The sequence below is a fragment of the Methylobacterium sp. E-066 genome (genome assembly GCF_022829635.1).
GTDB lineage: Bacteria > Pseudomonadota > Alphaproteobacteria > Rhizobiales > Beijerinckiaceae > Methylobacterium.
Genome location: NZ_JAKSYO010000033.1, coordinates 1 through 25,280 on the forward strand (window position 1 = coordinate 1; position 25,280 = coordinate 25,280).

24 protein-coding genes, 1 tRNA gene and 1 pseudogene are annotated in these 25,280 nt (G+C 70.0%); 11 read left to right on the forward strand and 15 right to left on the reverse strand.

Going from position 1 to position 25,280, the window contains the following annotated elements:
• Positions 1 to 103: 103 nt before the first annotated feature.
• The 3 genes and pseudogenes from MKL20_RS02165 to MKL20_RS02175 form a co-directional block, all read right to left on the reverse strand.
• A pseudogene (locus MKL20_RS02165) lies at positions 104 to 640 on the reverse strand (polysaccharide biosynthesis/export family protein); the annotation flags it as partial.
• A gap of 206 nt (positions 641 to 846) precedes the next feature.
• Positions 847 to 2,340, reverse strand: a complete 1,494-nt coding sequence (locus MKL20_RS02170; protein WP_244035294.1) for an LTA synthase family protein — start codon at positions 2,338 to 2,340, stop codon at positions 847 to 849.
• 209 nt (positions 2,341 to 2,549) lie between these two features.
• A complete protein-coding gene (locus MKL20_RS02175) occupies positions 2,550 to 4,046 on the reverse strand; it encodes a capsular biosynthesis protein (RefSeq protein WP_244035295.1) in 1,497 nt (498 codons plus the stop codon).
• A gap of 348 nt (positions 4,047 to 4,394) precedes the next feature.
• Between MKL20_RS02175 and MKL20_RS02180 the strand changes: the two genes are divergently transcribed.
• The 4 genes from MKL20_RS02180 to MKL20_RS02195 all read left to right on the forward strand — a co-directional run bounded on the left by MKL20_RS02180 (position 4,395) and on the right by MKL20_RS02195 (position 7,927).
• Positions 4,395 to 5,702 carry a capsule biosynthesis protein gene (locus tag MKL20_RS02180; protein WP_244035296.1) on the forward strand — a complete coding sequence of 436 codons (1,308 nt, stop codon included), beginning with the start codon at positions 4,395 to 4,397 and terminating at the stop codon, positions 5,700 to 5,702.
• Between the two features lie 121 nt (positions 5,703 to 5,823).
• Positions 5,824 to 6,591: an SDR family NAD(P)-dependent oxidoreductase gene (locus tag MKL20_RS02185; protein WP_243968865.1), complete on the forward strand. Its 768-nt coding sequence runs from the start codon at positions 5,824 to 5,826 to the stop codon at positions 6,589 to 6,591.
• Positions 6,591 to 7,451: a formyltransferase family protein gene (locus MKL20_RS02190; RefSeq protein WP_244035297.1), complete on the forward strand. Its 861-nt coding sequence runs from the start codon at positions 6,591 to 6,593 to the stop codon at positions 7,449 to 7,451. Before MKL20_RS02185 ends, MKL20_RS02190 begins: the two co-directional genes overlap by 1 nt.
• A 65-nt stretch (positions 7,452 to 7,516) precedes the next feature.
• Entirely contained in the window at positions 7,517 to 7,927 is a 411-nt protein-coding gene (locus MKL20_RS02195) for a flagellar biosynthesis protein FlgC (RefSeq protein ID WP_244035298.1), read from the forward strand.
• Here the strand turns inward: MKL20_RS02195 and MKL20_RS02200 are convergent.
• The 5 genes from MKL20_RS02200 to MKL20_RS02220 form a co-directional block, all read right to left on the reverse strand.
• A complete protein-coding gene (locus MKL20_RS02200; protein ID WP_244035299.1) occupies positions 7,911 to 9,314 on the reverse strand; it encodes an amino acid permease in 1,404 nt (467 codons plus the stop codon). The two genes, MKL20_RS02195 and MKL20_RS02200, sit on opposite strands and share 17 nt — an antisense overlap.
• Before the next feature lie 71 nt (positions 9,315 to 9,385).
• Positions 9,386 to 10,921, reverse strand: a complete 1,536-nt coding sequence (locus MKL20_RS02205) for a methyl-accepting chemotaxis protein (protein ID WP_244035300.1) — start codon at positions 10,919 to 10,921, stop codon at positions 9,386 to 9,388.
• Entirely contained in the window at positions 10,849 to 11,256 is a 408-nt protein-coding gene (locus MKL20_RS02210; protein WP_244035301.1) for a hypothetical protein, read from the reverse strand. Before MKL20_RS02210 ends, MKL20_RS02205 begins: the two co-directional genes overlap by 73 nt.
• A gap of 277 nt (positions 11,257 to 11,533) precedes the next feature.
• Positions 11,534 to 12,154, reverse strand: coding sequence for a hypothetical protein (locus tag MKL20_RS02215; RefSeq protein ID WP_244035302.1), 621 nt, complete (start codon positions 12,152 to 12,154; stop codon positions 11,534 to 11,536).
• On the reverse strand, positions 12,151 to 14,160 hold the full coding sequence (locus MKL20_RS02220) for a hypothetical protein (RefSeq protein WP_244035303.1): 2,010 nt from the start codon (positions 14,158 to 14,160) through the stop codon (positions 12,151 to 12,153). The genes MKL20_RS02215 and MKL20_RS02220 overlap by 4 nt, the downstream gene beginning before the upstream one ends.
• A gap of 261 nt (positions 14,161 to 14,421) precedes the next feature.
• On the opposite strand from MKL20_RS02220, the gene rpsO reads away from it, so the two are divergent.
• The 3 genes from rpsO (at position 14,422) to MKL20_RS02235 (ending at position 17,656) form a co-directional block, all read left to right on the forward strand.
• Entirely contained in the window at positions 14,422 to 14,691 is a 270-nt protein-coding gene (gene rpsO, locus MKL20_RS02225) for a 30S ribosomal protein S15 (protein ID WP_007560136.1), read from the forward strand.
• A 208-nt stretch (positions 14,692 to 14,899) separates the two neighbouring features.
• Entirely contained in the window at positions 14,900 to 17,122 is a 2,223-nt protein-coding gene (pnp, locus tag MKL20_RS02230) for a polyribonucleotide nucleotidyltransferase (RefSeq protein WP_244035304.1), read from the forward strand.
• A 312-nt stretch (positions 17,123 to 17,434) separates the two neighbouring features.
• Positions 17,435 to 17,656 carry a YgaP-like transmembrane domain gene (locus tag MKL20_RS02235; protein ID WP_243945310.1) on the forward strand — a complete coding sequence of 74 codons (222 nt, stop codon included), beginning with the start codon at positions 17,435 to 17,437 and terminating at the stop codon, positions 17,654 to 17,656.
• 89 nt (positions 17,657 to 17,745) lie between these two features.
• Here the strand turns inward: MKL20_RS02235 and MKL20_RS02240 are convergent, their stop codons facing one another.
• Entirely contained in the window at positions 17,746 to 18,009 is a 264-nt protein-coding gene (locus MKL20_RS02240) for a GlsB/YeaQ/YmgE family stress response membrane protein (protein WP_243968846.1), read from the reverse strand.
• 180 nt (positions 18,010 to 18,189) lie between these two features.
• On the opposite strand from MKL20_RS02240, the gene MKL20_RS02245 reads away from it, so the two are divergent.
• Positions 18,190 to 18,546, forward strand: coding sequence for a RidA family protein (locus tag MKL20_RS02245; RefSeq protein ID WP_244035305.1), 357 nt, complete (start codon positions 18,190 to 18,192; stop codon positions 18,544 to 18,546).
• A 98-nt stretch (positions 18,547 to 18,644) separates the two neighbouring features.
• The gene (locus MKL20_RS02250; RefSeq protein WP_244035306.1) at positions 18,645 to 19,733 is read left to right on the forward strand and encodes a polyamine ABC transporter substrate-binding protein; all 1,089 of its coding nucleotides are present in this window, start codon (positions 18,645 to 18,647) and stop codon (positions 19,731 to 19,733) included.
• Between the two features lie 40 nt (positions 19,734 to 19,773).
• On the opposite strand, the gene MKL20_RS02255 is transcribed toward MKL20_RS02250, so the two are convergent.
• The 4 genes from MKL20_RS02255 to MKL20_RS02270 form a co-directional block, all read right to left on the reverse strand.
• Positions 19,774 to 20,181: a DUF3597 domain-containing protein gene (locus MKL20_RS02255; protein WP_244035307.1), complete on the reverse strand. Its 408-nt coding sequence runs from the start codon at positions 20,179 to 20,181 to the stop codon at positions 19,774 to 19,776.
• Positions 20,182 to 20,281: 100 nt separating this feature from the next.
• Positions 20,282 to 20,449 (reverse strand): hypothetical protein, encoded by a 168-nt coding sequence (locus tag MKL20_RS02260; RefSeq protein ID WP_244035308.1) that lies wholly within the window; start codon positions 20,447 to 20,449, stop codon positions 20,282 to 20,284.
• A 308-nt stretch (positions 20,450 to 20,757) separates the two neighbouring features.
• Complete coding sequence (locus MKL20_RS02265) at positions 20,758 to 21,081, reverse strand: hypothetical protein (protein WP_244035309.1); 324 nt, start codon at positions 21,079 to 21,081, stop codon at positions 20,758 to 20,760.
• Between the two features lie 26 nt (positions 21,082 to 21,107).
• The gene (locus tag MKL20_RS02270; protein WP_279594475.1) at positions 21,108 to 22,961 is read right to left on the reverse strand and encodes a DEAD/DEAH box helicase; all 1,854 of its coding nucleotides are present in this window, start codon (positions 22,959 to 22,961) and stop codon (positions 21,108 to 21,110) included.
• A 409-nt stretch (positions 22,962 to 23,370) separates the two neighbouring features.
• Between MKL20_RS02270 and MKL20_RS02275 the strand changes: the two genes are divergently transcribed.
• Positions 23,371 to 23,454 (forward strand) — tRNA-Tyr (locus tag MKL20_RS02275).
• Positions 23,455 to 23,478: 24 nt separating this feature from the next.
• On the opposite strand, the gene ruvC is transcribed toward MKL20_RS02275, so the two are convergent.
• Positions 23,479 to 24,102: a crossover junction endodeoxyribonuclease RuvC gene (gene ruvC / locus MKL20_RS02280; protein WP_243968833.1), complete on the reverse strand. Its 624-nt coding sequence runs from the start codon at positions 24,100 to 24,102 to the stop codon at positions 23,479 to 23,481.
• A 135-nt stretch (positions 24,103 to 24,237) separates the two neighbouring features.
• Here ruvC and MKL20_RS02285 point away from each other — a divergent pair, with 135 nt between their 5' ends.
• Positions 24,238 to 24,813 (forward strand): peroxidase-related enzyme, encoded by a 576-nt coding sequence (locus MKL20_RS02285; RefSeq protein WP_244035311.1) that lies wholly within the window; start codon positions 24,238 to 24,240, stop codon positions 24,811 to 24,813.
• A 7-nt stretch (positions 24,814 to 24,820) separates the two neighbouring features.
• On the opposite strand, the gene MKL20_RS02290 is transcribed toward MKL20_RS02285, so the two are convergent.
• Positions 24,821 to 25,144: a YnfA family protein gene (locus MKL20_RS02290; protein ID WP_243968829.1), complete on the reverse strand. Its 324-nt coding sequence runs from the start codon at positions 25,142 to 25,144 to the stop codon at positions 24,821 to 24,823.
• Between the last annotated feature and the right edge of the window lie 136 nt (positions 25,145 to 25,280).

Genomic DNA, 25,280 nt, shown 5'->3' on the forward strand with positions numbered 1-25,280 from the left:
GTGCGCGGGTGGCCCGCATGAGTAGGAGGGTGTCGTTGCAGACGCCCGAACGCGGAGACAGGGAACGGGCGGCGCTCTTGCCGGGAGGCGGGGCAGCCTAGGGCATCGGCCGGGTGAGCGAGACCAGCGCCTGGGGCTGGATGCCCTTACCGACGAGTTCGTTCTGGATCAGGGCATGGACGTCATGGGGCCGGCGGCCGGCGACCTTGATGCGCGCGGCATAGGGCACCGAGATCGCGCCGTCGCGGCCGACCGGCTGCTCGGGGATGAGGGCGGATTTGGACCCGGCGGAGAACCGGTCGGCGACCAGCGGTCCGGAGAACAGGCCGCCGGATCCGGCCTCCCAGACCGAGACCGAGACCATGTCGCCGACGCCGATGACCGGCTCGGTGGAGGGGCGGTGGTCGCCGAAGGAGGCGAGCAGGCTATCCAGCGGGCGTCCGCGCAGGGCCTCGATCACGGAGGGGGTGACGTCGATGATCTCGTAGCGGGCGAGCGTGCCGCCGTCTGCGGTCGCGACTTCCGCGCCCGCCTCGATCGCGCTCGCCGTCGGCCCCGCCGCGGGCAGGTAGGTGCAGCCGCCGATGGACCCCGCCGCGAGGGCGGCCATCAGCGCGGTGAGCGCCGTCTTACGCAGCATCACAGAGACTTCTCCTCGCCGGCCTCCGCGCCATCGCTGGCTCGGGCCGGGACATCCATGGTGACCGCCAAACGCTGCGATCGCTTTAACGGCCGCGTCGAACGGGCGGGTACCGCGCGGAACCCGCTTCTGGGACAGCCTTCGCTATCCGCCGGCAATGCGACACCAGCGTGGCACGGCCAAGCTCGAACCGATCAAGCTTAGCCTTATCGCGCCCTTGCCGGTGCCTCCGCAAGGGTGCGGGCCAGGGTCGCGCGCAGATCCCGCCCCAGGGCGTCGGCGGTGATGTCCAGGCGGCGCGGTGGGACCGGCGTGCCGCCGAACCGGAACAGCGCGTAATCGGTCGCCTGGCCGCCGAAGCCCGGCTTGCAGGTCGGCAGCGAGGGCGCGTGGTCGCCGAACACGCAGAGCGTGATGGACTGGCCCCGGTCCCGGGCGACGGTCTCGAGTCCCGCCACGAGGGTCTCGATCATCCGGCCGGTATTGACGACGTGATGAAGGTATTGCGCCTCCGGATCGTCGATCCCGGGCAGTCGCCCGGGCTTCCAGGGCCCGTGATTCTCCATGGTCACGCAGAACAGGAACAGCGGCGTGCGCCGCCCCCGGACCTCCTCCAGCAGGCGCTCGCCGAGTGCCACGTCCCCGACATAGGGGCCGACCCGGGGCGCAGCCTCGAACGCCTCGCCCATCACCAGGTCGGTGAAGCCGAAGGCCTGCATCACCTGGGCCCGGCGAAAAAAGTCCCTGTGGAACGGGTGCAGGAACAGGGTCTCGTAGCCCCTGCTGCCGGCCAACCGGGCGAGGCTGGTCGGCTCGTCGCCGCTGCGGGAGGTGTAGGGATCGTACCGGCCGAAGCCGAGGCTGTCGGAGGGCCGGCCGGTGAGCACGGCGTGCTCGCTGCGCATCGTGTAGGCGCCGTGGGCCGGGACCCGTAGGCGGCCGTATTGCGCGGCGTGTGTGTGGAACAGCTCCATCGCCGGCAGCGTCGGACCGCCGAGGCGCTCCGGGTCGATGAACGATTCGAGCTGGATCACCACAACCACGTCGTCGCCCGGGCCGGGCGGTAGGGTCGGCACCTCCGGAACCGGCGCGCTGCCCGCCAGCGCCCGGGCCGTGTAGCCGAGCAGGCTCGCCGGCAGGCCGACCCGAGCTACATCCGCCTCCAGGTCGGGCTCGGGGAACCAGCGCGCGATCAGCCCCGCCAGCGGCGGCCGGGACGCTGCACGGACCAAGAGCCATAGGGCCAGGGGCAGGCCGACGAGGGCGGCGATGCGTGGGATCGGCGCATCCGGCAGGACGCTCGGCTCGGTCCGGTACCAGATCACCGTCGCGATCAGGGTCAGGACCACCGGAACCGAGATGCGCGGATCCCAGAGCGGCGGGATGTAGTAGAGCTGCGGATGGCGCGGCACCTGCGGCAGCAGGACGAAATCGCTGAACAGCAGCGGCTCGCCGATCACCGAGCGCTTGGCCCGGCTGACATAGATCAGCGCCGCGACCGAGACGACGCAGGTCAGCCCGGCGAGCCAGGGGCGCCACGAGAAGACGAACCAGAACAGCAGGATCAGCAGGTAGCCGAGCAGCCGCAGGGCAAGATCGCGCGGCGCCAGGCGCGCCGGGCCGATCGAATCGCCGACGAACACCTCGAGGGCGAGGCAGAGGGCGAGCGCGAGGGCGGCGGCAATGAGGAACGTGGTCACGGTTCAGGAACTCGAAGAGGGGCGAGCGCGCCAGCGGATGGTACGGGATGCGACCCGGCAGGGAAAAACATGGTGAAACAGGGGCTTCGGGGCGTTTCCGGATGCGGATGCCTCGGAACCGAGATTTCGTCCGCCGCGATAGGAATCCGCTCTATCCTCTTGGGATCGTAAAAAGAAACCGGGACAGCGGGTGCCATGGATGCCCCCGCCTAGCGCGGCCCCGTCTCGCGGCCGACGCCGCGGCGGCTGCGGAGCGCCCGCACGATCGGATTGAACAGGCCGTAGCGCGCCCGCATGACGAGATGGGCGGTGCGGCCGATCGAGAGCGCGCTGCGCGGGGCCGCCTCCCGGGCGGCGCTGAGCCGGTCGAGGAGCTGCTCGGGGCTGCACGGCTTCATCGCTACGGGATCGAGGTAGCGCGCATAGAGGATCATCGCCCCGGCGACCAACTCGTCCAGGGTGAGGCTGCGGCCGCGGTCGGCCCCTGGCGCCAGATCCTCCGACAGGCCCCAGCCCGAGTAGAACGGGCGGCCATGGGTCGCCACGCTGAGCCCGCGGATCAGCGCCTCGAAGCCCGCGAGCGAGGTCATGGTCTCGACGTGGTGCACCCGGTCGAGCAGGTCGACGATGCTGATTCCCCCCACGATCCGGTCGGCGAGGGTGAGCGCTTCGGCCTCCGGGATGATACCGGGGCGGAACCCCGCCTCGACATCGGGATGGGGCTTGTAGAGCAGGAAGGCGTCGGGGTTGCGCCGCCGCGCGGCTTCCAGCAGCGCCCGGTTCGAGCGGACCAGCGGCGAGCCGTGCTGCACCGAGGCGTCGTCCTCGACCTGCCCGGGCACCAGCACGATCCGCCGGCCGGTCGGCCAGTCGAGGGCGGCGGCGTCGAGGCCGACATTGTACTTGCTGAGGCGGCGCGCGACGACCTCCTCGCGCAGACGCTTGGCCCGGCTCACCAGCTCGGGCGCGAAATCCGACTCGGCCAGCAGCCGCTGCAGGCGGCTCTCCCGGCGCGGGTCGTAGTAGATGCCGAGGTCGTCGACCACGATGGAGGCGCCGGGCTGCAGGCTCGCGCCGAGGCCGACCGAGCGCAGGAAACCGTCCTCCACCCGGGCGAGCGGCAGGCCGGCCTGGGCGCAGGCGTCTTCCAGCTTGCCCGGGGCACGGGTCGCCCAGGCGAGGATCCGGCCGTGATGACGCTGGCCGGCTTCGACCGCGGCCTCGGCCGTCATGGTGTGGACCGGGCGCCCGGCGGGACCGGTGCCGAGCACGTCGAGGGCCGGCCGCTTCCAGCGCGACATGCCGACATAGACGACGCGCCGGTCGTTCTCGGCGAAGCGCGCGGCGAGCCAGGCGATGTGTTCCGCGCAGGCTTCGCGGTCGATCAGCTGACGGGTCCAGGGATCGAGGTAATGGATCCCGCCCTCCCCGCCGAGCGGCTTGCCGTCGAGGCTGAGCCGCAGGGATGCGAACCCGGTCTCCGGTGTGTCGTACGGGCTGAGCAGCGGACCTGGTGTGACCACGAGCCGGCGGCGCCCGGTCAGCGCGAGCAGGCGCGCAGGCAGGCTTCCCGCCCCCCAGACGGTGCCGACCGCGCCGGGCCGAACCCGGTCGAAGGCGAAGCCCGTCGCGGCCTCGATCTCCGCCCGCAGGCGGCGGATCGTCCGGCCGGTCGCGTAGAGCGACGGGGTCGGTTCAAGGGACATGATGGGGCGCCCGGCTCCGGTCTGCTGACTCGTTCGGGCCGCCTGTAGCGCATTTTCGCCGCGGTGGGATGGCCGGCGCGGAATCACCGGGATCGCGGGGACAACCGTGGCCGATCACGCAAGCGTCACGGCTTGGAAAGGATTTGGACATATCGTCGCCGTGATTGCCCCTTCAATCCGCGTGGTGGCCGCAAACGTGCGACCGTTGCAGACGGGCCACGCCGGAGCGGAAACGCCACCCCGCGACGCGGCCTCGGATTGCCGGGCCGTGTTGCTGCGTGCCAACTCTGGTCACTCTTTCCGGTCCGGATCCGTCCGGCCGAGGGTCAAGGATAGAAGCGCCGCGGAATGCAAAAGACCGCCCCCGACGCCCTCCGCGACCGCCCTGCGACCTTTCTGTTCCTGCAGGGCATCGCCTCTCCGTTCTTTTCCGATCTCGGCAAGGCGCTGCGCGCCCGGGGACACGAAGTCCGCCGCATCAACCTCTGCCCCGGCGACTGGCTGTTCTGGAACGGCAACGCGGACAATTACCGCGGCCGCCGCGAGGCCTGGGGCACGTATCTCGAATCGTATCTCGACCGTGAGGCCGTCACCGACATCGTGCTGTTCGGCGATTGCCGGCCGTTCCACCGGGCAGCCCGGATGATCGCGGAAGTCCGCGGCCTGCGGGTTCACGTGTTCGAGGAAGGCTATATCCGTCCGAACTGGATCACCTGCGAGCTCGGCGGGGTGAACGGCTTCTCGTCCCTGCCGCGCACGGCCGCCGAGGTCCGCGCCTTGGCGCGGCGCCTGCCCCAGCCCGGACGGGCGATGCCCTCCACGGGCGACATGGCCCGGCGCAGCGTCTGGGACGTCGGCTACAACGTTGCCAACATCGCGTTTCCCTATCTCTTCCCGCATTTCCGCAGCCACCGGCCGACCCATATCGCGGCCGAATATGCGGGCTGGATCAAGAAGTTCAGCCGCCGCGCCCATACCCGCCGCGAGGCGGCGCGCTGTGACGAGATCTACCGCGCGGTCGGCTGCGATTACTTCCTGCTGCCGCTCCAGCTCGACAGCGACTACCAGATCCGGGTCCACTCGCCGTTCCTCGGCGTCGAGGGCTTCATGGACCGGGTGATCAAGTCCTTCGCGGACGCGTCCTCGGCCCCGACGCGCCTCCTGGTGAAGCTGCATCCCCTGGACAGCGGCCTGATCAACTGGCGGAAATTCGCCCGTGCCTCGGCCCGGCGCCACGGCGTCAGCGACCGGCTCGACTTCATCGACGGCGGCGACCTGCCGGCCCTGATCAAGGGCGCCCGCGGCGTCGTGATCGTCAACTCGACGGTGGGCATGCTGTCCCTGGAGATGGGACGCCCGACTCACGCGGTCGGCACCGCGATCTACAATATGGCCGGCCTGACCCATCAGGGCGACCTCGACGGCTTCTGGACGAACCCGACCGCGCCCGACATGGGCCTGATGGCCGATTTCCGCCGGGTCGTGCTGCACAAGACCCAGGTCAACGGCGGCTTCTTCTCCAAGGGCGCGATCGAGCGGGCCGTGGCCGGCTCGGTGCCGCGGATGGAATCCGCCCTGCCCGATTCGATGCTGGCCGCGGCCCGGGTGATCCGCGAGGGCGGCGAGAGCGACGGACAGCTCGCGCCTGTCTATTGAAGCGTGACGGGAAAACAGTCGGTTCTTCCTGACAGTTTCCGGGTCCTGGCGAGCCTTTAAGTCGCCGGTGAGCCTTTCCCGGCCTTGATTTGTCCGGGCTCCGCGGCGTAGCACCCGCACCATGCCCCGCATTCTGATCACTGGCGCGTCGAGCGGTATCGGCGCTGCGCTCGCACGCCATTACGCGCGTGCCGACGTGAGCCTCATCCTCATCGGACGCAATGTCGACCGCCTGGAAGCCGTGGCCCGGGATTGCCGGGCCAGCGGCGCGACCGTCGAGCCCGTGCGCCTCGACACCCGGGACCGGGCCGCCGCGATCGACCTGATCCACAAATCCGACGCGGCCCAGCCGCTGGACCTCGTCATCGCCAATGCCGCGGTGAACGGCGGCAACCAGAAGGGCGAGGTCGAGTCAGAGGAGACGGCGTTCGAGACCGCAGACATCAACTACACGGGCTCGCTCAACATCGTGCTGCCGACGCTGACGCTGATGCTCCAGCGCGGGCGCGGGCAGATCGTGCTGGTGTCCTCGCTCGCGGCCTACGCGCCGCTGCAGGATGCCCCGGCCTATAGCGGCGCCAAGGCTGCCCTGGTCGCCCACGGGCTCGCCCTGCGCCAGAAGGTCGGGCCGCGCGGCGTGAAGGTCAACGTCGTGGCGCCGGGCTACGTGAAGACCCCGATGGGCGGCGAGCTCAAGGGTTGGCGGCCCCTGGAGATGAGCGCCGACGAGGCGGCCCTGCACATCGCCAAGGGCGTCGCGAAGGACCGCGACGTGATCGCCTTCCCGTTCGTGCTGGCGGCCCTGGCGCGGACCGTGCTGCTCCTGCCCGAGAGCATCCGCCGAGCCGGCCTTTACGCCTTCCGGTTCCAGCGACGGCCGCGCCGCTGATGGCCCGCGCCCGGATCGCCCTGTTCGTCCTGGAGGCGCTGCCGAACGCGCGGGTGGTGCGCCGGTTCGTGGCCGATCACAGGGCCGACATCGCCTTGGTCGGGCTCTCGAACGCGGAGCGGCCGTCGAGCGGGGGGCTGACCGGGCAGGTCCGGCGCCATCTCGCCCGCTCCGGCGCCGGGATCCTGCCCTACCTCGCGGTGAATTTCGGGCTACCGGACCTGCTGCGCCCGCTGGCGCCCCTGACCCAGGCGGTCTCCGGCAGCGGCGATGCGCCGGAATCGACTCCGCTCAAGACCCTGTGCCGGCGCCTCGGCATCCCGACCCTGACGGTCGACGACGTGAACGGGCCTGAGGTCGCTCAGGCGCTGCGCGAGGCGGCCCCGGACCTGATCCTGACCTATCATTTCGACCAGATCCTGAAGGCCGAGACCATCGATCTGGCGCGGCTGGGCGGCATCAATGGTCATCCCGGGCTGCTGCCGCGCCACCGCGGCCCGGTCCCGACGATCCATGCGCTGGCCGACGGGCCCGGCGCCTTCGGCATGACCCTGCACCGGCTGGCCGCCACGATCGATACCGGGGCGATCCTGGCCCAGGAGGCTGTGCCCCTCCCCGCCGCCGCCACCGCCACCCGGGCGGCCGTGGCGCTCCACGCCCATGGGCGCGGCATGCTCGACCAACTGCTCGACGCGATCGCCCGCGCGGACCGCCTGCCCGAAGGCCGGACCACGGAGGTCCTGCCCTATTGCCCGTTCCCGGACCGGGCGCTGCTGGCCTCCCTGCGCCGCAGGGGCCTGCGGCTCACCGACGGGCGCGACCTGCGCGAGGCGGTCAGCCTGTCCGGCCGCGCTGCTTAACTGGCTCTTAAGGCTGTTTCGTAAAGGATCGTTCAGTCTTTCCCCGCGCCGACCGAGCCCGCCCGATGCCGGATACCAGCTCCCTCAAGGCGGCCACCGACGCGCTGGCCTATGGCCGCCGGATCCAGAACGGGCAGATCCGGGCCATCTCCGAGAACATCGCGAACGCCGATTCCACCCCGGCCGATCCGAGCGGGGCGCCCTATGCCCGGAAGATCGCCGTGTTCCAGCCGGTCGATGTCGACAGAGCGCGCGAACCGGTCGGCCGCATCGTGCGCGACGGCAGCGATTTCCGCCGGCGCTACGACCCATCGAATGCGGCGGCCGACCGGCAGGGCTATGTCCGCCTGCCGAACGTCAACGTCGCGCTGGAATCGGCCGACCTGCAGCGCGTGATCCGGAACTACGAGCTGAATCTCAGCGCGGAGGCCTCGATCGACGCGGTGAGCCGGGCGACGCTCAACCTGCTCGGGTGAGCCGGGTGTGGCGCCGGCCGTAGCCGGCATAGATCGCCAGGCCGATGACCAGCCAGATGGCGAGCCGGATCCAGGTATCGGCCGGCAGCGAGGCCATCAGCACCAGGCACGACAGGATGCCCAGCACGGCCATTGGCGTCGCCGCCGGCACGCGGAACGGCCGGGGCCGGTCGGGCTGGGTCCGGCGCAGGATCAGCACGATGCCGCAGACCAGGCTGAACGCCAGGAGCGTGCCGATGCTGACGAGCTCACCCAGGATATCGATCGGCACCAGCCCGGCCACCGCCGCGGTGAACAGCCCGATCACCACCTGGCTCGCCACCGGCGCCCGGGTCTTCGGATCGACCCGGCAGAACAGGGGCGGCAGCAGCCCGTCCCGGGCCATGGCGAAGAAGATCCGGCCCTGCCCGTAGAGCGCCGTCAGCGCCGAGGTGGTCAGCCCGATCAGGGCGCCGATCTTGATCACGATGGCAAGGCCGGGCATCGCGAGGCGGTCGATCGCCTTGGCGATCGGGTCGGCCACGTCCAGTTCCTGATAGGGAACCAGGCCGGTGAGCACCGCCGCCACCGCCACGTACAGGATCGTGCTGATGGCGAGCGAGCCGATCAGCCCGACCGGCGCGTCGCGCTGGGGCGCCCGGCACTCGCCCGCCGCGGTCGCGACGGTCTCGAAGCCGACGAAGGCGAAGAACACCACCGCGGCCCCGCGGAACACGCCGCTCCAGCCGTAGGTGCCGAACGAGCCGGCATTCTCCGGCACGAACGGGTGCCAGAGCTCCGGCTGGAGGTGGACCGCGCCGACGCCCACGAAGGCCAGGATGATCGCGATCTTGGCGACCACCAGCAGCCCGTTCACCAGGGAGGCCTCCCGGGTCCGGCGGGTCAGGAGAGCAGTCAGCACCAGCACGATCCCAGCCGCCGGCAGGTTGACCAGGCCGCCATCCCCCGGTGCCGAGGCCAGCGCGGCCGGCAGCGCCAGGCCGAAATCCGCCGCAAGCGACTGCGCGTAGCCGGACCAGCCCACCGCCACCGTGGCCGCCGCCATGGCGAATTCGAGCACGAGATCCCAGCCGATGATCCAGGCCGGCAGCACGCCGAGGCACGCCCGCGTGTAGGTGTAGGTCGAGCCTGCTTCCGGGATCATGGCGGCCAGTTCGGCGTAGCACAGGCCGACGAAGCCGCAGGCGATGCCGCCGATCACGAAGGACAGGCTCAGCGCCGGACCCGCATATTGGGCCGCGGCGGTTCCGGTCAGCACGAAGATGCCCGCGCCGATCGTGGCGCCGAGCCCGATGGCGACGAGGCCCGGGGCGGTGAGGCTCCGGGCGAGACTGGGATCGCCGGTCGCCGGGCTCTCAATCCGAGCGATGGCGGCGGTGTCAGACATGTCGAGGCTCACGGTCTTCAGTGACTGGTTGGATGGACAAGAAGCCGGAGAGCAAGAACCGAGCCGGGACCTTATGCCGCACGCACGGAGGCGAGGAAGCGGCCGACCTCGGCACGCAGGGTCGCGAAGTCCTTCGAGAGGTCCGAGATCGAGGCGAGGACGTGCCCCGCTTCGGACCCCGTGACCTGCACGTCGCCCGTGACATCCGTGAGCGTGGCGGTGATGTCGCTCGTGTCCGTGGCGGCCGCCGAGACGTTTTTCAGGATCTCCTGCGTGGCCGCACGCTGTTCCTCGACCGCGGCGGTGATCGCCGTGGCGACGCCGCTCATGTCGCGGATCCGGACGGTGATGCCGTCCACGGCCGCGACCGCCTGCCCGGTGGAGGTCTGGATGCGGTTGACCTGTGCGGCGATCTCCTGCGTGGCGCGCCCCGTCTGCTCGGCGAGTTCCTTGACCTCGGCGGCGACCACCGCGAACCCTCGGCCCGCCTCCCCGGCCCGGGCGGCCTCGATCGTGGCGTTCAGCGCCAGCAGGTTGGTCTGGCCGGCGATGTTCGAGATCAGCGCTACCACGTCGCCGATGCGTTCGGCCGCCGTGCGCAGCTCGGTCACGAGGGGCGTCGCCGCGGCGGCCTGCGTGGCGGCTTCGCGCGCCATCTCGGCCGACACGTCGACCTGCCGCCCGATCTCGCCGATCGACGAACCCAGCTCCTCGGCCGCTGCCGCGGTACCCTGGACCTTGCCGGCGACATCCCCGGCGGTGGCGGCCACCCCGATCGACCGGTCCGCGGTCGTGGCCGCCGTCGAGGCCATGCCGGCCGCGCGCGCCTCGACGGCACCGGCCGCTTTGGCGACGTGGTCGAGGATGCCGCCGATCGAATCCTCGAAGGCGCGGGCGAGCTGCTCGGTCCCGGACTTGCGCGCGGTCTCGAGCGCGGACCGGTTCGTGGTCGCCTCTTCCTCCAGCTCCATGGCCCGGGCGAGCTGCGCCTGCGCCTCGACCTCGGAGGTTGCGAGGGACTTGAAGGACCCTTCCACGGTCCGGCAGACCGCGATCAGGATGACCGTCTCGGCAAGCACCATCGCGGCGTGCAGCAGCACCCGGCCCAGATCGGCCGCCCCGCCCGGGAAAAGAAGAGCTGGCATCGCGAGATTGAGAGCGAGGTGATGGATAGCCGTAGTCGCCGCCGCCGCCAGGATCACGCGCCAGTCGCACCATCCGGCCAACACCGCCAGACAGGCGAAGAAGTACATGTGCATGTCGATCTGCCAGGGACGACCGGCACAGACGACCAGCAGGAGCGCGGCCATGCCCACGAAGGCCACGCCGCTCACGATGCGGGTGGCCGTGCTGACCGGGTCGCGCAGCCACAGAGCGGTCACGATGCCGGCGAGGCAGATGGCCCCGGCGATCGGGCCGAGTGCGGACAAGCCCCCGCTTAGAACGACCTCATAGGCGCCGATGATCGGGACATGGGCCCAGAGCAGCAGGATCAGGAAGCGGGCGAAGCGGCGCTGCAGGATATCGAGATGGCTCATTGCGGCGAGTTCCAGGCCGTTGCCGGGGTGGCGTTCGGCGAAGGCGTTGAGGCGGCGGACGGACCGCACCCCTCGGACAGGTGGCCGTCGAGGACGAGGCGGGCCCCCGCAGCGTAGAGGCGGCCGGCGAATCCCTCCCGGTCCGAGCGGGCCAGGAGGACGTTGTCCGGTCCGCCACGGTTCAGAAGGGTCCCGCCTGCTTCCGCGATGATCCGGATGGACTCGGCAGCGCCGCCGCCGGGCGGTCCGACGACCGCCACCACCTCCGATTGGGGCAGCGCCAGGATGGCGAACGGCACCAGCACGGCGACCAGGCAGCCGAGCGTTCCGAACGCCCACTCCGCCGCCTGCCCAACGCTGGCGTTGCGCTCGGGACGGGCGTTGCTGATGTGGGCAGGCGTCACCGCAGGGTCGCGCGGGCACTGATGACGGATCAACGTTTCGAGCCTTAAGTCTAAACAAAGTGTTTCTATGAAAGCGCCCGGAACGGTCATCGCGTTTCGATGAGTGGCTTCGAGATTCGATGGCAGACTTTCCTATCCGCGTCTTCGATCACAGTTGACGCTCTTTGCCTAGTTGGAGCGACAGGTTATTCCTGATCGTGACGGATCGGGATGTGTTGGCAGAATGGGCTCACGTGGGTCGCCCGGTCCGAAATGGAGCGGACGTCTGCCCGCGTGTTCAGTGCGGCGGTGCGTTCAGGGCGGGGGACCGGGCGTCGACCATTCGGGGATCGGTCTGGAAGACCTTGGCGACGAGTCCTGACAACCGGATGAAGGCACGGCCCTGCGGGGTGATGACGTAGCCGTCCCCGTCCGCAGCGAGGTTGCCCGATGCGGTCTGCTCCGCCAGACGCCGCTCGATCTGGCGGAACTCGCCGAGATAGACCGATTCGAACACCGCCCGCGCCCGCTCGGCGCTGAAACGCTCCTCGGGATGGGCCGCCATCTGCCCGAGCAGGAACACGCTGATCGAGCGATCGACCGTCACCGGGAAGATCACGAAGACGCTGAGGTTCAGGGCGAGCGACAGCACGCAGGCGCCGAGGGCATCGCGGCGGCGCAGCCCCCAGGCGCGGCCGAGCCCGGCCAGGGCCGCCGTCGCCACGACGCTGACCAGGAAGGCCACGACCAGCAGGATCAGGCCGCGATAGAACAGGATCGTGACGCCGGACCAGAGATCCGTCTGAAACAGCAGCACGAAGCAGCCGGAGCTGATGAGAAGCGCGCCCGCATGCAGCGCACCCTGGGCCGTGAGCCAGCGCAGCGCCTGTCGCGGACGCGAGGGGACGGCGTCTTTCATCGCGGTCCCCCATCCAGGTCGTTGACGGACAGGATCCGGACGAGCGGCGACGCGTAGAGCGGCCGGCTGCGCCAGACCCAGGACTCCGGGTTCGCCCAGGGGGCATCCTGCGCGGTGACAATCAATGCGCCGATACCGGCTCCGGCGGCCCGGTGGTGGACATCGTCTGTGGTGAGCACATCGGAAAAAATCGGCGCGACCTGAGCGAGACGCGCCGCGACGGCCTCCTGCGAGGCTCCGAACAGCCGCGCTTCCCGATCGGCCACCGCGACGGGTTGAAATCCATAGAGACCGAAATCGAACACCCGCGGCCCCCCGGGGGCCGCCTGCAACACCAGATCCCGGGGCAGCCGCTCCCCGGCCCAGGCGTAAGCGGCCCGCAGGGCGCGATCGATGTCGGGGCGGCCATTGAGGAAGGCGAAGTTCGGGAGGCCGGACGCGGGATAGGCCCGCATCCCGGCGAATCCGTAGAGCGTCGTCACGTAGCCGAGCAGGAGCAGCGCGGCGATCAATCCGGGCAGCCGGAGCCGCGCCCCGGCAATCCGCGTCAGGGCCGCCACACTCCAGGCCAGGGTGGCGACCTGCGCCAGCAGGACCACGCGCCAGCCCAGGTCGTTGTAGAGGATCGCCGAGCGCAGGAAGCCGCCGATCAGCAGGGAGGAGGCCGCCACGATCGTGAGCAACCGCCCCGCCTCGCGGGCATGGGCCTCGCTCCGGGGGACGATGCGCCAGAACAGGAACGCGCCGGCGGCGAGGACCCCGAAGGCCAGGTAGTAATTGATCGGCAGCAAGATCACACGGATCAGGCTCAACACCGGGCTGTCCGCCGCACCCTCAAGGGGACCGAAGCTCCGGACCGCAAACACGATGGCCTGCCCGGCCTCGCCCCGGCTCGACAGGAGACCGGACAGGTAGGGCGCGGCGAGGAGGGTGGCGACGAGCCCCGCCGCGACGAGCCGGCCGGCATCGCGCCAGCGCCGCTCGATCGCCAGCAGCGCCAGCCAGGTCCCGGCCGCCGCAACCGTGCCCAGGCAGACCCAGACCGACAGGCCCGCGCAGGCCGCGAACGCGATGCTTGCCACTGCGACCGTGGCGCCCGGGGGGCGCCGTGTCCCGTCCGCGGCCTCGGCGAGGGTGAGCAGCCCCAGCCAGCCGGCCAGCGCGCCCGCGACGTGGTGCGGAACCCAGACCAGGGAACTCGGCCAGTTCAGCACCTGCTCGTTCAGCCATTCCGGTATCGGGATCCAGATCCCGGTCTCGATGCGATTGCGGATGACCAGCAGGATGTCGAGCCCGCCCGCCGGCAGCAGCAGGAGCGTCGCGCCGCGGACAAGGCGCTGGGAGGCGTCCCGCACCAGCCCGGTGACGGCGAGCAGCCGGTCCAGCAGGCCGAGCAGCCCGATCCCGGTCCAGAAGGCCATCCCGGCGAAGGCGGTACGTCCGTCGACCAGCGCCCCACCGGCCCAGTCGATGAGCGCGCACAGCGTGTAGAAGAAGTAGTAGTAGCCGGCCCGTTCGGGTCGGGCGAAGAACGGATCGACCGGGGGCAGGCCGTCCTGGACGATCGAGCGGGTCAGGCTCGCGTGCTTGACGAGGTCGATGACGGTCACCGGCTGGTACAGGCCCGTGCCGGTGTCGATGTCGATCAGCGCGTAGGCGACGATGACGACCCAGAGCGCGGCGAGCGCCAGCCCGCGCCCCGTGGCCGGCAGGTCGATCCGGCCCCGAAGCCAGCGGGCCGCCGGCACCAGCGTCGCCAGCCCAAGCGCGCCGTTCGCCAGGGCGGCGGCCGGAACGCCCGCGGCCTGGACCAGCAGGCTGTCGAGGGCCGGCAGCAGGCCGATTCCCAATAGGGCAGAGCAGAGAAATCGGCCCCCGGGGGCGAGGGTGCTAAATCCCAAAATCCCGGTCAATCTGCCCAGTGCATAGCCCGGCAGCAGGACCAGGGGGACGCCGAGCAGCGTCGCCACCAAGACGCCGTACGCGTCCGTGAGACTCGCGTTCATCGCTGGGCCAACCTTCGTGCGCCCTCCGGCTAGCACGCGGATGTTAACCCTTCCCTCGGCGCGGCCCTGGGGGCCCGGGGCTGGCGTATCCGGCGGTTTCGTGTATGGATCGCGCGGCCTCAGCCCGGGTTACCGGGCGGGGCTTGAGCCGCTTGGCGCTGTGACCGTGCTGGACGACATCCCGGCACTGGCCGAACGCCGAGTCCGCGCGCCCTCCTCCGGGGCGCCGCATCCGAACCCGCACAACCCGAAAGGCATGCGATGTCGATCACGGCAGAGCGCAAGACCGCGCTCATCAAGGAACACCGCAAGGACGCCAAGGACACCGGGTCCCCCGAGGTCCAGGTCGCGATCCTCACCGAGCGGATCACCAACCTGACTGGCCACTTCAAGACCCACGGCAAGGACAACCATTCCCGCCGGGGCCTGCTGAAGATGGTCTCGCAGCGCCGTTCGCTGCTCGACTACGTCAAGCGCAAGGACGAGGCCCGCTACCGCGCCCTCATCGAGCGTCTCGGCATCCGCCGCTAAGGCGCACCACGCGCGGTTCCGAGCCCGGCTCGGGGCCGCGTTCTGCAATCTCGGGCTGCCGGAATGGGTCCGGCCGCTCGAAAAACGGGCCGCTTCGAGGCGCCAGCGTCGGGGCAGGATCGCGCGACACTTCCCCGGATGAAGTGTCGCGCCGTCTTGCCCCCGACGGCGCTGGGCCGGGCCCGCCGAAGGCAAGGAAGAGACAAGAATGTTCGACGTTCAACGCGAAGAGCTGATGTGGGGCGACCGCAAGCTCGTCCTCGAGACCGGCAAGGTCGCCCGTCAGGCTGATGGCGCGGTGCTCGCCACCTACGGCGAGACCTCGGTGCTCGCCACCGTGGTCGCCACCAAGGAGCCGAAGCCCGGCATCGACTTCCTCCCGCTCACCGTGAACTACCAGGAGCGCGCCTACGCCGCCGGCCGCATCCCGGGTGGCTACTTCAAGCGCGAGGGCCGTCCCTCCGAGAAGGAGACTCTGGTCTCTCGCCTGATCGACCGCCCGATCCGCCCGCTGTTCATCAACGGCTGGCGCAACGACACCCAGGTCGTCATCACGGTCCTGACCCACGATCTCGAAAACGATCCGGACATCGTGTCGATGGTCGCGGCCTCCGCCGCCCTGACCCTGTCGGGCGTGCCGTTCATGGGCCCGATCGGCGCCGCCCGCGTCGGCTACATCAACGGCGGCTACCGGCTGAATCCGCTGGTCACCGAGACCAAGGAGGAGTCGAGCCTCGACCTCGTCGTCGCCGGCACCCAGGACGCCGTGCTGATGGTCGAGTCGGAGGCCAAGGAGCTCTCTGAGGACGTGATGCTCGGCGCCGTGATGTTCGGCCACAAGCATTTCCAGCCGGTCATCGAGGCGATCATCCGTCTGGCCGAGAAGGCCGCCAAGGAGCCGCGCGACTTCCAGGCCCCCGAGAACGCGGACGTCGAGAAGGCCGTGCTGGAGGTCTGCGAGACCGAGCTGCGCGCCGCCTACACCAAGACGGTCAAGCAGGAGCGCTACGCCGCCGTCGACGCGGTGAAGGCGAAGGTGCTGGCCGCCCTGTGCCCCGAGGGCGCGGAGAAGTTCCCGGCCGAAAAGGTCAAGGCCGCCTTCAAGGAGGCGCAGTCCAAGGTCGTGCGCTGGAACGTACTCGATACCGGCTCGCGCATCGACGGCCGCGACCTGAAGACGGTCCGCCCGATCGTCTCCGAGGTCGGCGTTCTGCCCCGCGCCCACGGCTCGTCGCTGTTCACCCGCGGTGAGACCCAGGCCCTCGTGGTCGCCACGCTCGGCACCGGCGAGGACGAGCAGTTCATCGACTCGCTCGACGGCACCTACAAGGAGCGCTTCCTGCTCCACTACAACTTCCCTCCCTATTCGGTGGGCGAGACCGGCCGCATGGGTTCCCCGGGCCGCCGCGAGATCGGCCACGGCAAGCTGGCGTGGCGCGCGATCCGGCCGGTCCTGCCGCCGGCGCACGAGTTCCCGTACACGATCCGCGTCGTGTCCGAGATCACCGAGTCCAACGGCTCGTCCTCGATGGCCTCGGTCTGCGGCGGCTCGCTGTCGCTGATGGATGCCGGCGTGCCCCTGCGTCGTCCGGTGGCCGGCATCGCCATGGGCCTCATCCTCGAAGGTGAGCGCTTCGCGGTGCTGTCCGACATCCTGGGCGACGAGGATCACCTCGGCGACATGGACTTCAAGGTGGCCGGCACGGACGAGGGCGTGACCTCGCTCCAGATGGACATCAAGATCGCCGGCATCACCGAGGAGATCATGCGGGTCGCCCTCGACCAGGCGAAGGACGGGCGCGCCCACATCCTTCAGGAGATGGCCAAGGCCCTCACCGACGCCCGGCCGGAGCTCGGCGAGTACGCGCCGCGCATCGAGACGATGCAGATCCCGACCGACAAGATCCGGGACGTGATCGGCACCGGCGGCAAGGTAATCCGCGAGATCGTCGAGAAGACCGGCGCCAAGATCAACATCGAGGATACCGGCATCGTTAAGATCGCCTCGGCCGACGGCAAGGCGATCAAGGCGGCCTATAACTGGATCCGCTCGATCGTCGCCGAGCCCGAGAACGGCATGATCTATGACGGCACGATCGTGAAGTGCATGGAGTTCGGCGCCTTCGTGAACTTCTTCGGCGCCAAGGACGGCCTCGTCCACATCTCGGAGCTCGCCGCCCAGCGGGTCGCCAAGGTGACGGACGTCGTCAAGGAAGGCGACAAGGTCAAGGTGAAGTTCCTCGGTCAGGACGACCGCGGCAAGATCCGCCTGTCCATGCGCGTCGTCGATCAGCAGACCGGCGAGGACATCACCGAGAAGGTGAAGGCCGAGCGCGATTCCAGCCGCAGCGACCGGGACGGCGAGCCCCGGCGCGAGGACAATGGCGGCCGCCACCGCGGCGAGCGCCGCCGCGACTCCGCCGGCGAGTGATTGTTTGGGACTTTCCCGCGCGGGCTTCGGCCGGCGCGGGCCTGAGATGAAAGGCGCGGTCCCCGGGGGCCGCGCCTTTTTTCATGCGCCGAGCCCAATTCCCAGGAGCCGGAGCCTCGGAGTGTGTCTGTCCGGCAGATCCTGCTCAGGCGCTCGATGCGACGTTCTACCGTGGCGTCGACGGTCGTGCCCGCGCGGCAGCAGGTGCCACTCGGGCTCCTGCGCAGCCTGCACGCCTCCACCGTGCGGGACGGTTGGAACGCCCGCCCCGCGCCCGCGTTCGCACCGCGACCTCACAGCGGGAAAGCTTTCATGGCTAACGATATGATCCAGGACATCTTCAGCGGGCAGCCGAACCTCACCACCACCGAGCGGGCGGTATCGGTGGCTTTGGGCCTCGGGATCGCCGCTGCGGCCGCGCAGCCCCGGCCGAACAAGATCCTCAGCCTGCTGGCGCTGGTCGTCGGCGTCGGTCTGGCCGTGCGCGGCGCCACGGGCCACTGTGCCGTGAAGGCAGCGGCGGATCACTTCTAAGGGCTTCGCCCGGTCGACGGACTGAGACAGACCACAAAAAAGGGGCGCCCCGCGGGGCGCCCCTTCGCGTTCTAGCGCTCTGGAACCGGTCAGATCGTCGTGCTGCGGCGTCCGGCGATGAAGCCGTAGATGAACAGCACCACGACGGCGCCCACGATGGCACCGATGAAGCCCGCGCCCTGGTTCGGTCCGTACCAGCCGACGGCCTGGCCGATGAAGGTCGCCACAAAGGCGCCGACGATGCCGAGAATGGTCGTTAGGATGAAGCCCGACGGCTCGTTCGGTCCGGGCATGAGGAACTTGGCGATGATTCCGGCGAGGAACCCGATGACGATGGTCCAGAGAATACCCATGACGAACCCCAAGGCGTGACAAGCGATGCCGGATGAACGCACGGCGGCCGGCCACGGTTGCTCGCAACTGCACACGCCGGGGAGAATTTTCCGCTGGTTCCCGCGGCGCGTCGGCGCGCAGCCCTTTACGGCCGCACCGCTGCCACGGCAGATACCGACTTCCGCCGGCTGGGGACTGGAATGAGCATCAAACGGATCGAACCGGGAACGCGGATGTCGCAGGGCGCCATCCACGGCAACACCATCTACCTCGCCGGCCAGGTGGCGTCCGATCCGGTCGGCACTGGGGTCACCGCCCAGACCCAGAATATCCTGGTGCAGATCGACCGGCTGCTCGCGGTCGCCGGAAGCGACAAGGATCACATCCTGTCGGCGACGATCTACCTCGCCGACATCGGCCATTTCACCGAGATGAACGCCGCCTGGGATGCCTGGGTATCGCAGGAGCACCCGCCGGCGCGCGCCACCGTCGAGGCGCGGCTGTGCGATCCGCAATATCTGGTCGAGATCGTGGTCGTCGCCGCGAGGCAGGCGTGAGCGGGGCCGGGACGGGCCGGGTCGAACGATCGGTCCGGCGCCTCGTCCCGGTCCGGCGTCGGGCAGCCGCGCGCGCGAGAAGTGGCTTTCGTTCCCGGATGGCGGCGCTGCTCGTCGCCCTCCTCATCCTCGCCCCGGCTGCGCCCGTGCGCGCTGCGGAGGAGCGGGTCGTCAACATCTACAACTGGTCGGATTACATCGACCCGAAGGTGCTCGACGCCTTCACCCGGGAGACCGGCATCAAGGTCGTCTACGACACCTACGACAACAACGAGATCCTGGAGACCAAGCTGCTGGCTGGCCGGTCGGGCTACGACATCGTCGTGCCGTCGGGACCCTATTTGCAGCGGCTGATCCGGGCCGGGGCGTTCCTGCCCCTGGACAAGTCCAAGCTGAAGAACCTCGGCAATCTCTGGCCGGAGATTTCCAATCGGCTGGCCGTGTACGACCCCGGCAATACGTTCGCGGTCGATTACATGTGGGGCACCACCGGCATCGGCTACAACGTCGCCGCCGTCCGCGAGCGTTTGGGCGCCAACGCAGCGCTGAATTCCTGGACCGTCGTCCTCAATCCGGCTTCCGCGAACAAGCTCAAGGATTGCGGGATCATGATGCTCGACAGTCCCGAGGATCTGATTCCCAGCATGCTGCCGGTCTTCGGCGCCAAGGCCGATTCCAAGCGCTGGGACGACCTGACCCTGGTGACCGACGCCCTCTTCAAGGTCCGCGGCAGCGTCCGGAAGTTCCACGCCTCGGAATACATCCAGGCGCTGGCCAACGGCGATATCTGCGTGGCGGTCGGCTATTCCGGCGATGTGCTGCAAGCCAAGCGCCGGGCCGAAGAGGCGAAGAACGGGATCGAGATCGCCTACGTGGTCCCGAAGGAAGGCGCGCTGATGTGGTTCGACACCTTCGCGATTCCGAAGGATGCCGCCCACCCGGCCGAGGCCCTGGCCTTCATCGACTACATGCTGCGACCCGAGGTGGCGGCGGCCAACACCAACTTCGTGGCCTATGCCAGCGGCAACCTCGCGGCGAAGAAATTCGTGAAGCCCGAGATCCTGAGCAATCCCGGCATCTACCCGGACGAGGCGACGATGCAGCGCCTGTCGATCAACACCGCCTGGGACGACCGCACCCAGCGCTACGTCACCCGCCTCTGGACCCGGGTCCGCACCGGGCGCTGAGGAAGGCCCGGCGCGATCAGGCGCCGGGCCGTGCGCGGCTTTAGTTCTTGAGGTCTTCCGGCACCTTGCCGCCGTTCTCGGCGAGCTTCACCATCACCTGCTTGTGCAGCCAGATGTTCATGGAGGCCGAGTCCTCCTTGTCACCGGTGTAGTGCAACTCGTCGGCGAGCTTCTTGCGCTCCGACAGGCCCGAATCCAGGCCGAGCAGCTTCATCAGGTCGACGATGGAGTGGCGCCAATCGAGCGTCTGCGGGTTCTTCTCCGCGAGGCCGGTGAGCACGGCCTCCACGTCGACGGGCTCGCCGCCGCTGGCGCCCCCTGGGGCGGACGCGGTGCCCGTACCGGCCGAGCCGCTGGAGGAGCCCGACGTGGATGAGGGTGCGGCGTCCGCGGAACCGCCGCCGAACGGATGAAGGATCTTGCCGACGATGCTGCCGAGGAGGCTCATAGGTCCGCTCCGATAATCGAGGCCCGGCCTGCGCGCCGGGCGGGCTGTCAACCGGTTGTCGGCTCAGGCGTTCCGAGAATCGGTCTTCGCAGCCCTGAGACTATAAGCGGGCGCCGTGCAGGGCGACCCCGAGCAGGGACAGGCCGAGCACCAGGCAGATCCCGCTCAAGCGTTCGAGGGCGACCGCGCGCGTGGGGTGGCGCAGCGAAAGACCCGCCAGGCCCACACTGCAGACTAAACAGCTCAAGCTCATCACGATAACCAGCACGTTCCTTGTGATCCGAAATCGACGGGCCCAGCCTGACTCAGATTTCGCCGTTGCAGGATATCGAAGACCACGTAGACGGGGGGAAACGCACAGGCTTCTCAATTGTCACGGGCGATCAAGAGGGCATCATGCCCGATATCGATTTGCGGGCGCGATGTAAAATCAATCCTGCCACGCCAGGTATGGCCGACATGTCGCGCAGATATTAAATTTCGATCCGTGAGGCATAGTCTGTTTGCGTAATAAACGATCCTGCCGTCACGGCCGGTCGCGCGGGACGGACAGGTTCGGACCGGACGCCGCGGCGTTCAGCCCGCGCTCGCCAGGGCGGCGATCAGGGCCGCCCGCTCCTCGGCGAGCGTGCCGCGCGGCACGGGCTGGCCGGCGCGGCCATACCAGTAGCGGGCATTGCCGTCATCGCCCTCGATGCGGTGGAGATGCGCGTGCACCCAGGCGGCGTCGGGCCCGGAGGCGTCCTGGACCAGGGCATGCGCCCGCGCCCAGGTCGCGTCTGCGGTCTCGGTCGCGTCCTTGGCGAGCCACCAGAGGGCGGCGCGCGGCGCCGGCCAGGCCGCGGGCGGCTCAGGCTCGGTCAGCGTCGCCACGAAGGCGTCCGGCAGGGTTTCGGTCATCGCGCGCTCCTCCGATCCGCGACGGGTCAGCGGCCGGCGGCGCGCTCCGGCTGCCAGCGGCCGCGGCGCCGGCGGGCGGACCACGCGTAGCGGGCGTCACCGTCGAGGCGGTCGAGATGGTCCGAGAGCCGGTTGCGTTCAAGCCAGGCGAGCGCCGCCTCCAGCTCGGGCAGGGTCATGGTCGCGCGGCCCTTGCCGAGCACGCGCTTGAGCACCGCGTTGTAGCGATGCGCGAGGTTGCCGCCGCGGGGCACGCGCAGCGACGCCTCGTCCTCGACCGCCTGGCTCGCCACCGCGACTGCGAGCCGCTGGCGCAGGGTCCGCTCGGTGACGGACGGCGGTTCCGGCGCCGGCGCTACCGGGGCGGGCTCGGCGAGCCGCGGGCGCAGCAGGGCGTAGCGCAGCCCGATCGCGTTGCTCTCCAGCGGCGTGATGCCGCCGGGATCCTCGTCGCGCCACGGGGTCCGCTCCGGGACGATGGCGCTCGCCGGCCGCTCGCGCTTCGGCCGGACGCTGCTGCCCTGCTCGGTCTCGAGCTCCAGGCGGAAGCGCGCGAAGAGCGGGTCGTCCGGGTGGAAGACCAGGGCCTGCTGGTTGTCGTAGGGGCCGGCATGCGGATCGACCCGGGTGGCTCGCGCCAGCATCTGCTCCAGCCAGGGCCGGGAGCGGATATGGGTGAGAGCCGCCACCACGGCGACCTCGGGGGCGTCGAGCCCCTCATAGGCCATCGCCACCGTCACCAGCACCGCCGGCTCCGCGGTCAAGCGGAATGCCGCCAGGGCCGCGTGGGCGTCGCCCTGGCCGGAGGTCGCCAGCCGGACGTCACGCTCCCCCTGCTGGGCCGGCATCCAGCTCCGCAGGGTCGTCAGGTAGGTGCGGGCGCTCGCCTGGTCCGGAGCGACCACGAGGAGCTTGCCGAGTCCCCGGGCCATCTGGCCGGGCGGCAGATCGCGTTCGAGCCGGCGCCGGGCGCGCAGGCGTTTGGTCGCGAAGAAGGATTCGCTGAGGAGATCCCGGGCGAAGCCGGTGCGCAGGGCCGTGAACAAAGCCGGCCGGGTGGTGACCCGGACCGATCCGGCGCCAAGGCGATGCGGCCCGACCCGGGGGCTATCGCCGGCGATCCGCCCGCCTTCGAGCCAGCTCGCCTCGCCGTCGATCGCCCCGAAGGTGACCGGCAGCACCGCCCGCTCGGCCAGGGCCTGCGAGCGCGAATAGCCGATCACCGCCAGCCCCGGCGCGTCGAGGTCGAGTTCCGGGCCGCGGCCGAGGGCGGACGGCCGGTAGGGTAGGCCGAGGATGCGCCGGCCGTCGGCCCGCTCCAGGGTGCCGGACAGGAACAGGCCGATCTCGGCCGCCTCCATCACCGGCAGCATCGCCCGGGACCACGCCCCCGCCTCGGCTTCCTCCTCGGCGGAGGCGTCGTCCGCCCCAGGCCGCCCGGGGACCGGCAGGTGATGGACTTCGTCGACCACCAGCAGGGTCCTGTGCGCCCGCGCCTCGGCGAGGTGCAGCGCCGGGGCGGCCGCCACCGCCTGATAGGTGGTGACGTAGCCGGAGAGGCCGCGGGCCGGATCGCGCTCGTTGTCGGCGGCGCGCACGCTGAGCGCATGGCCGAACGCTGCGCGCCAGAGCGGGTCGGCGAAGGCTTCCTCCGCCTGGAGGCGCAGGGAATCCCGCGGCACCACCCAGACCACACGCTCGACCCGGCCCGCCGCGATCAGCGTGTGCGCCGCGATCACCGGCAGCAGCGACTTGCCGCCGCCTGGCGTCACCGCCGCCAGGATCTTCTGGACATGCCCCGCCTCCCCGCTCGCCATGGCCGCCACGAGGGCCATCAACGTACGCTGGTGGGACCGCAGGGACGGGGCGGGACGGGTCAATGGCCGGCGAAGCAGGGCGACATCCGCGCACCGTGGCCGATCCCGATTCCTTTGTGAATCCCTGGGGACGCGGAACGTTCGCGTTTTCTTCCCCAGCGATCAAGGTGCGGTCAGAATGAGCCGCTGCGCGACGCGTCGCATACTGGGTCCCGGGTCGCATTCCGCTGGCGCTGCACGTGCCCGGGAAAGGGCGTGGCGTTTGATCCTGCACCGCCCCTTCCCCGGATAGGTGGAGCGTAGCGGAACCTGATCCGGGACCCAGCACGGGACTGGCCGCGCAGCGGCCCCGTATCCTCAACCCCGGCGAAGCGCCCGAAACGTGGCCCGGGAGGCGGGATCGCACCACGACAAGCGTTGACACCCGGCCAGCCCCTCACCATAAGGGCGCCGCGGGTGAAAAACCCGCCTTGGGGGAATGTCCCGAGCGGCAAAGGGGGCGGACTGTAAATCCGCTGCGTAAGCTTCGTAGGTTCGAGTCCTACTTCCCCCACCAAGTTTTCTGGAAAATCCTGCCCGATCAGCCCTGCTTCGCCAGGGCCGCTTCGATACGCGCGGCGGCGGCGGCCGAGAACCCCTTCCCGGCCAGTCCCTGGCCCGCGGCCGCTTGGCCGGTGAGGCTGCGCTTCTTGCCCTCCGGCAGATGCGTCTTGCGCAGCGCGTGCGCGTCGCGGTGGCTGGCATGGGTGATCGCGATGGCCAGCGCGTCGGCGGCGTCGGCGACGCGGAACTCCGCCTTCGGCAGCAGGAAGCGCACCATCGCCTGGATCTGCACCTTCTCGGCGTGGCCGGAGCCCGCCACGGTCTTCTTGATCAGGTTGGCGGCGTATTCGAACACCGGCAACCCCGCGAGCGCCGGCACCACCAGCGCCATGGCCCGAGCATGGCCGAGCTTGAGCGTCGCCTGGGCGTCCTTGTTGACGAAGGTCTCCTCCACGGCGACCTCGTCGGGCTTCTGCGCGTCGACGATGCGGCCGATGCCTTCGAACAACTCGCGCAGGCGCAGGGCCAGCGGCAGGTCACCGTCCGAGGTCACGACGCCGCAATCGCCGTAGGTCAGCTTGCTGCCCTGCGCGGTGATGAGGCCCCAGCCGGTGCGGCGGAGCCCCGGATCGATCCCCAGAATGCGGACGATGCTGCTCATGACGCTCCAGGGCTTTTTTTCTCGTACATCGTCGTGTTCCGAAAGCTGGCCGCATCGTTATGGCCGGCTGCCCTCGACGATCGGCCCGAGCGTGCCGTACGTATCGTGAACGCCCGGTTTCACCAAGAGAGCACGATGACGAGCGAGAAGGCCCCGATCAGCCGCTTCCCGGTGCCGAAGCTGTCCGAGTTGCCCGACGACCTGCGCGCCCGCATCGCCCTGGTGCAGGAGAAGGCGGGCTTCGTGCCCAACATCTTCCTGGCGCTGGCGCACCGCCCGGACGAGTTCCGCGCCTTCATGGCCTATCACGACGCGCTGATGGACAAGCCCGGCGGCCTGACCAAGGCCGAGCGCGAGATGATCGTGGTCGCGACCAGCGCAGCCAACAACTGCCTCTACTGCGTGATCGCCCACGGCGCGATCCTGCGGGTCCGGGCCAAGAACCCTCTGGTCGCCGACCAGATCGCCGTCGCCTACGCCAAGGCCGACATCACCCCGCGCCAGCGCGCGATGCTGGCCTTCGCCCTCAAGGTCGCGCAGGCGGCCCACACGGTCGAGGCCGAGGACCACGCGGTGCTGGCGGGCCACGGGTTCAGCCCGGACGACATCTGGGACATCGCGGCGATCACCGCCCTGTTCGCCCTGTCGAACCGGCTCGCCAGCGTCGCCGAACTGCGGCCGAACGACGAGTTCTACACGCTGGGGCGATGAGGCCGCCTCACCCCCGCCGCCCGAGCAGGATGATCGCCGTGCCCGCCAGGCAGACCGCGCCCCCGGCCAGATCCCAGCGGTCGGGCCGCTGGCCTTCGGCGAGCCACAGCCACAGGACCGAGGCGGCGACGTAGACCCCGCCATAAGCCGCGAAGGCGCGCCCCGCTGCCGGGCTGTCCACCAGGGTCAGCAGGCCGGCGAAGGCCACGAGCGAGGCGATCCCCGGCAGCGCCCACCAGGCCGACCGGCCGAGCCGGAGCCAGGCCCAGAACGCGAAGCATCCAGCGATCTCCGCCAGGGCGGCACCGGCATAGGCGAGGAGCGTCATCACTCCAGCCTGGCATGGGGATCGGCGCCGGGCGAGCCGCGACGGACAATGCGCTTGAATATGCATCACCCGAAGACCTGCCCCCGAAGTGCAAGATGCTCATACGCCCAAGATAGGCTAAGACCGATCCCGATCGCTT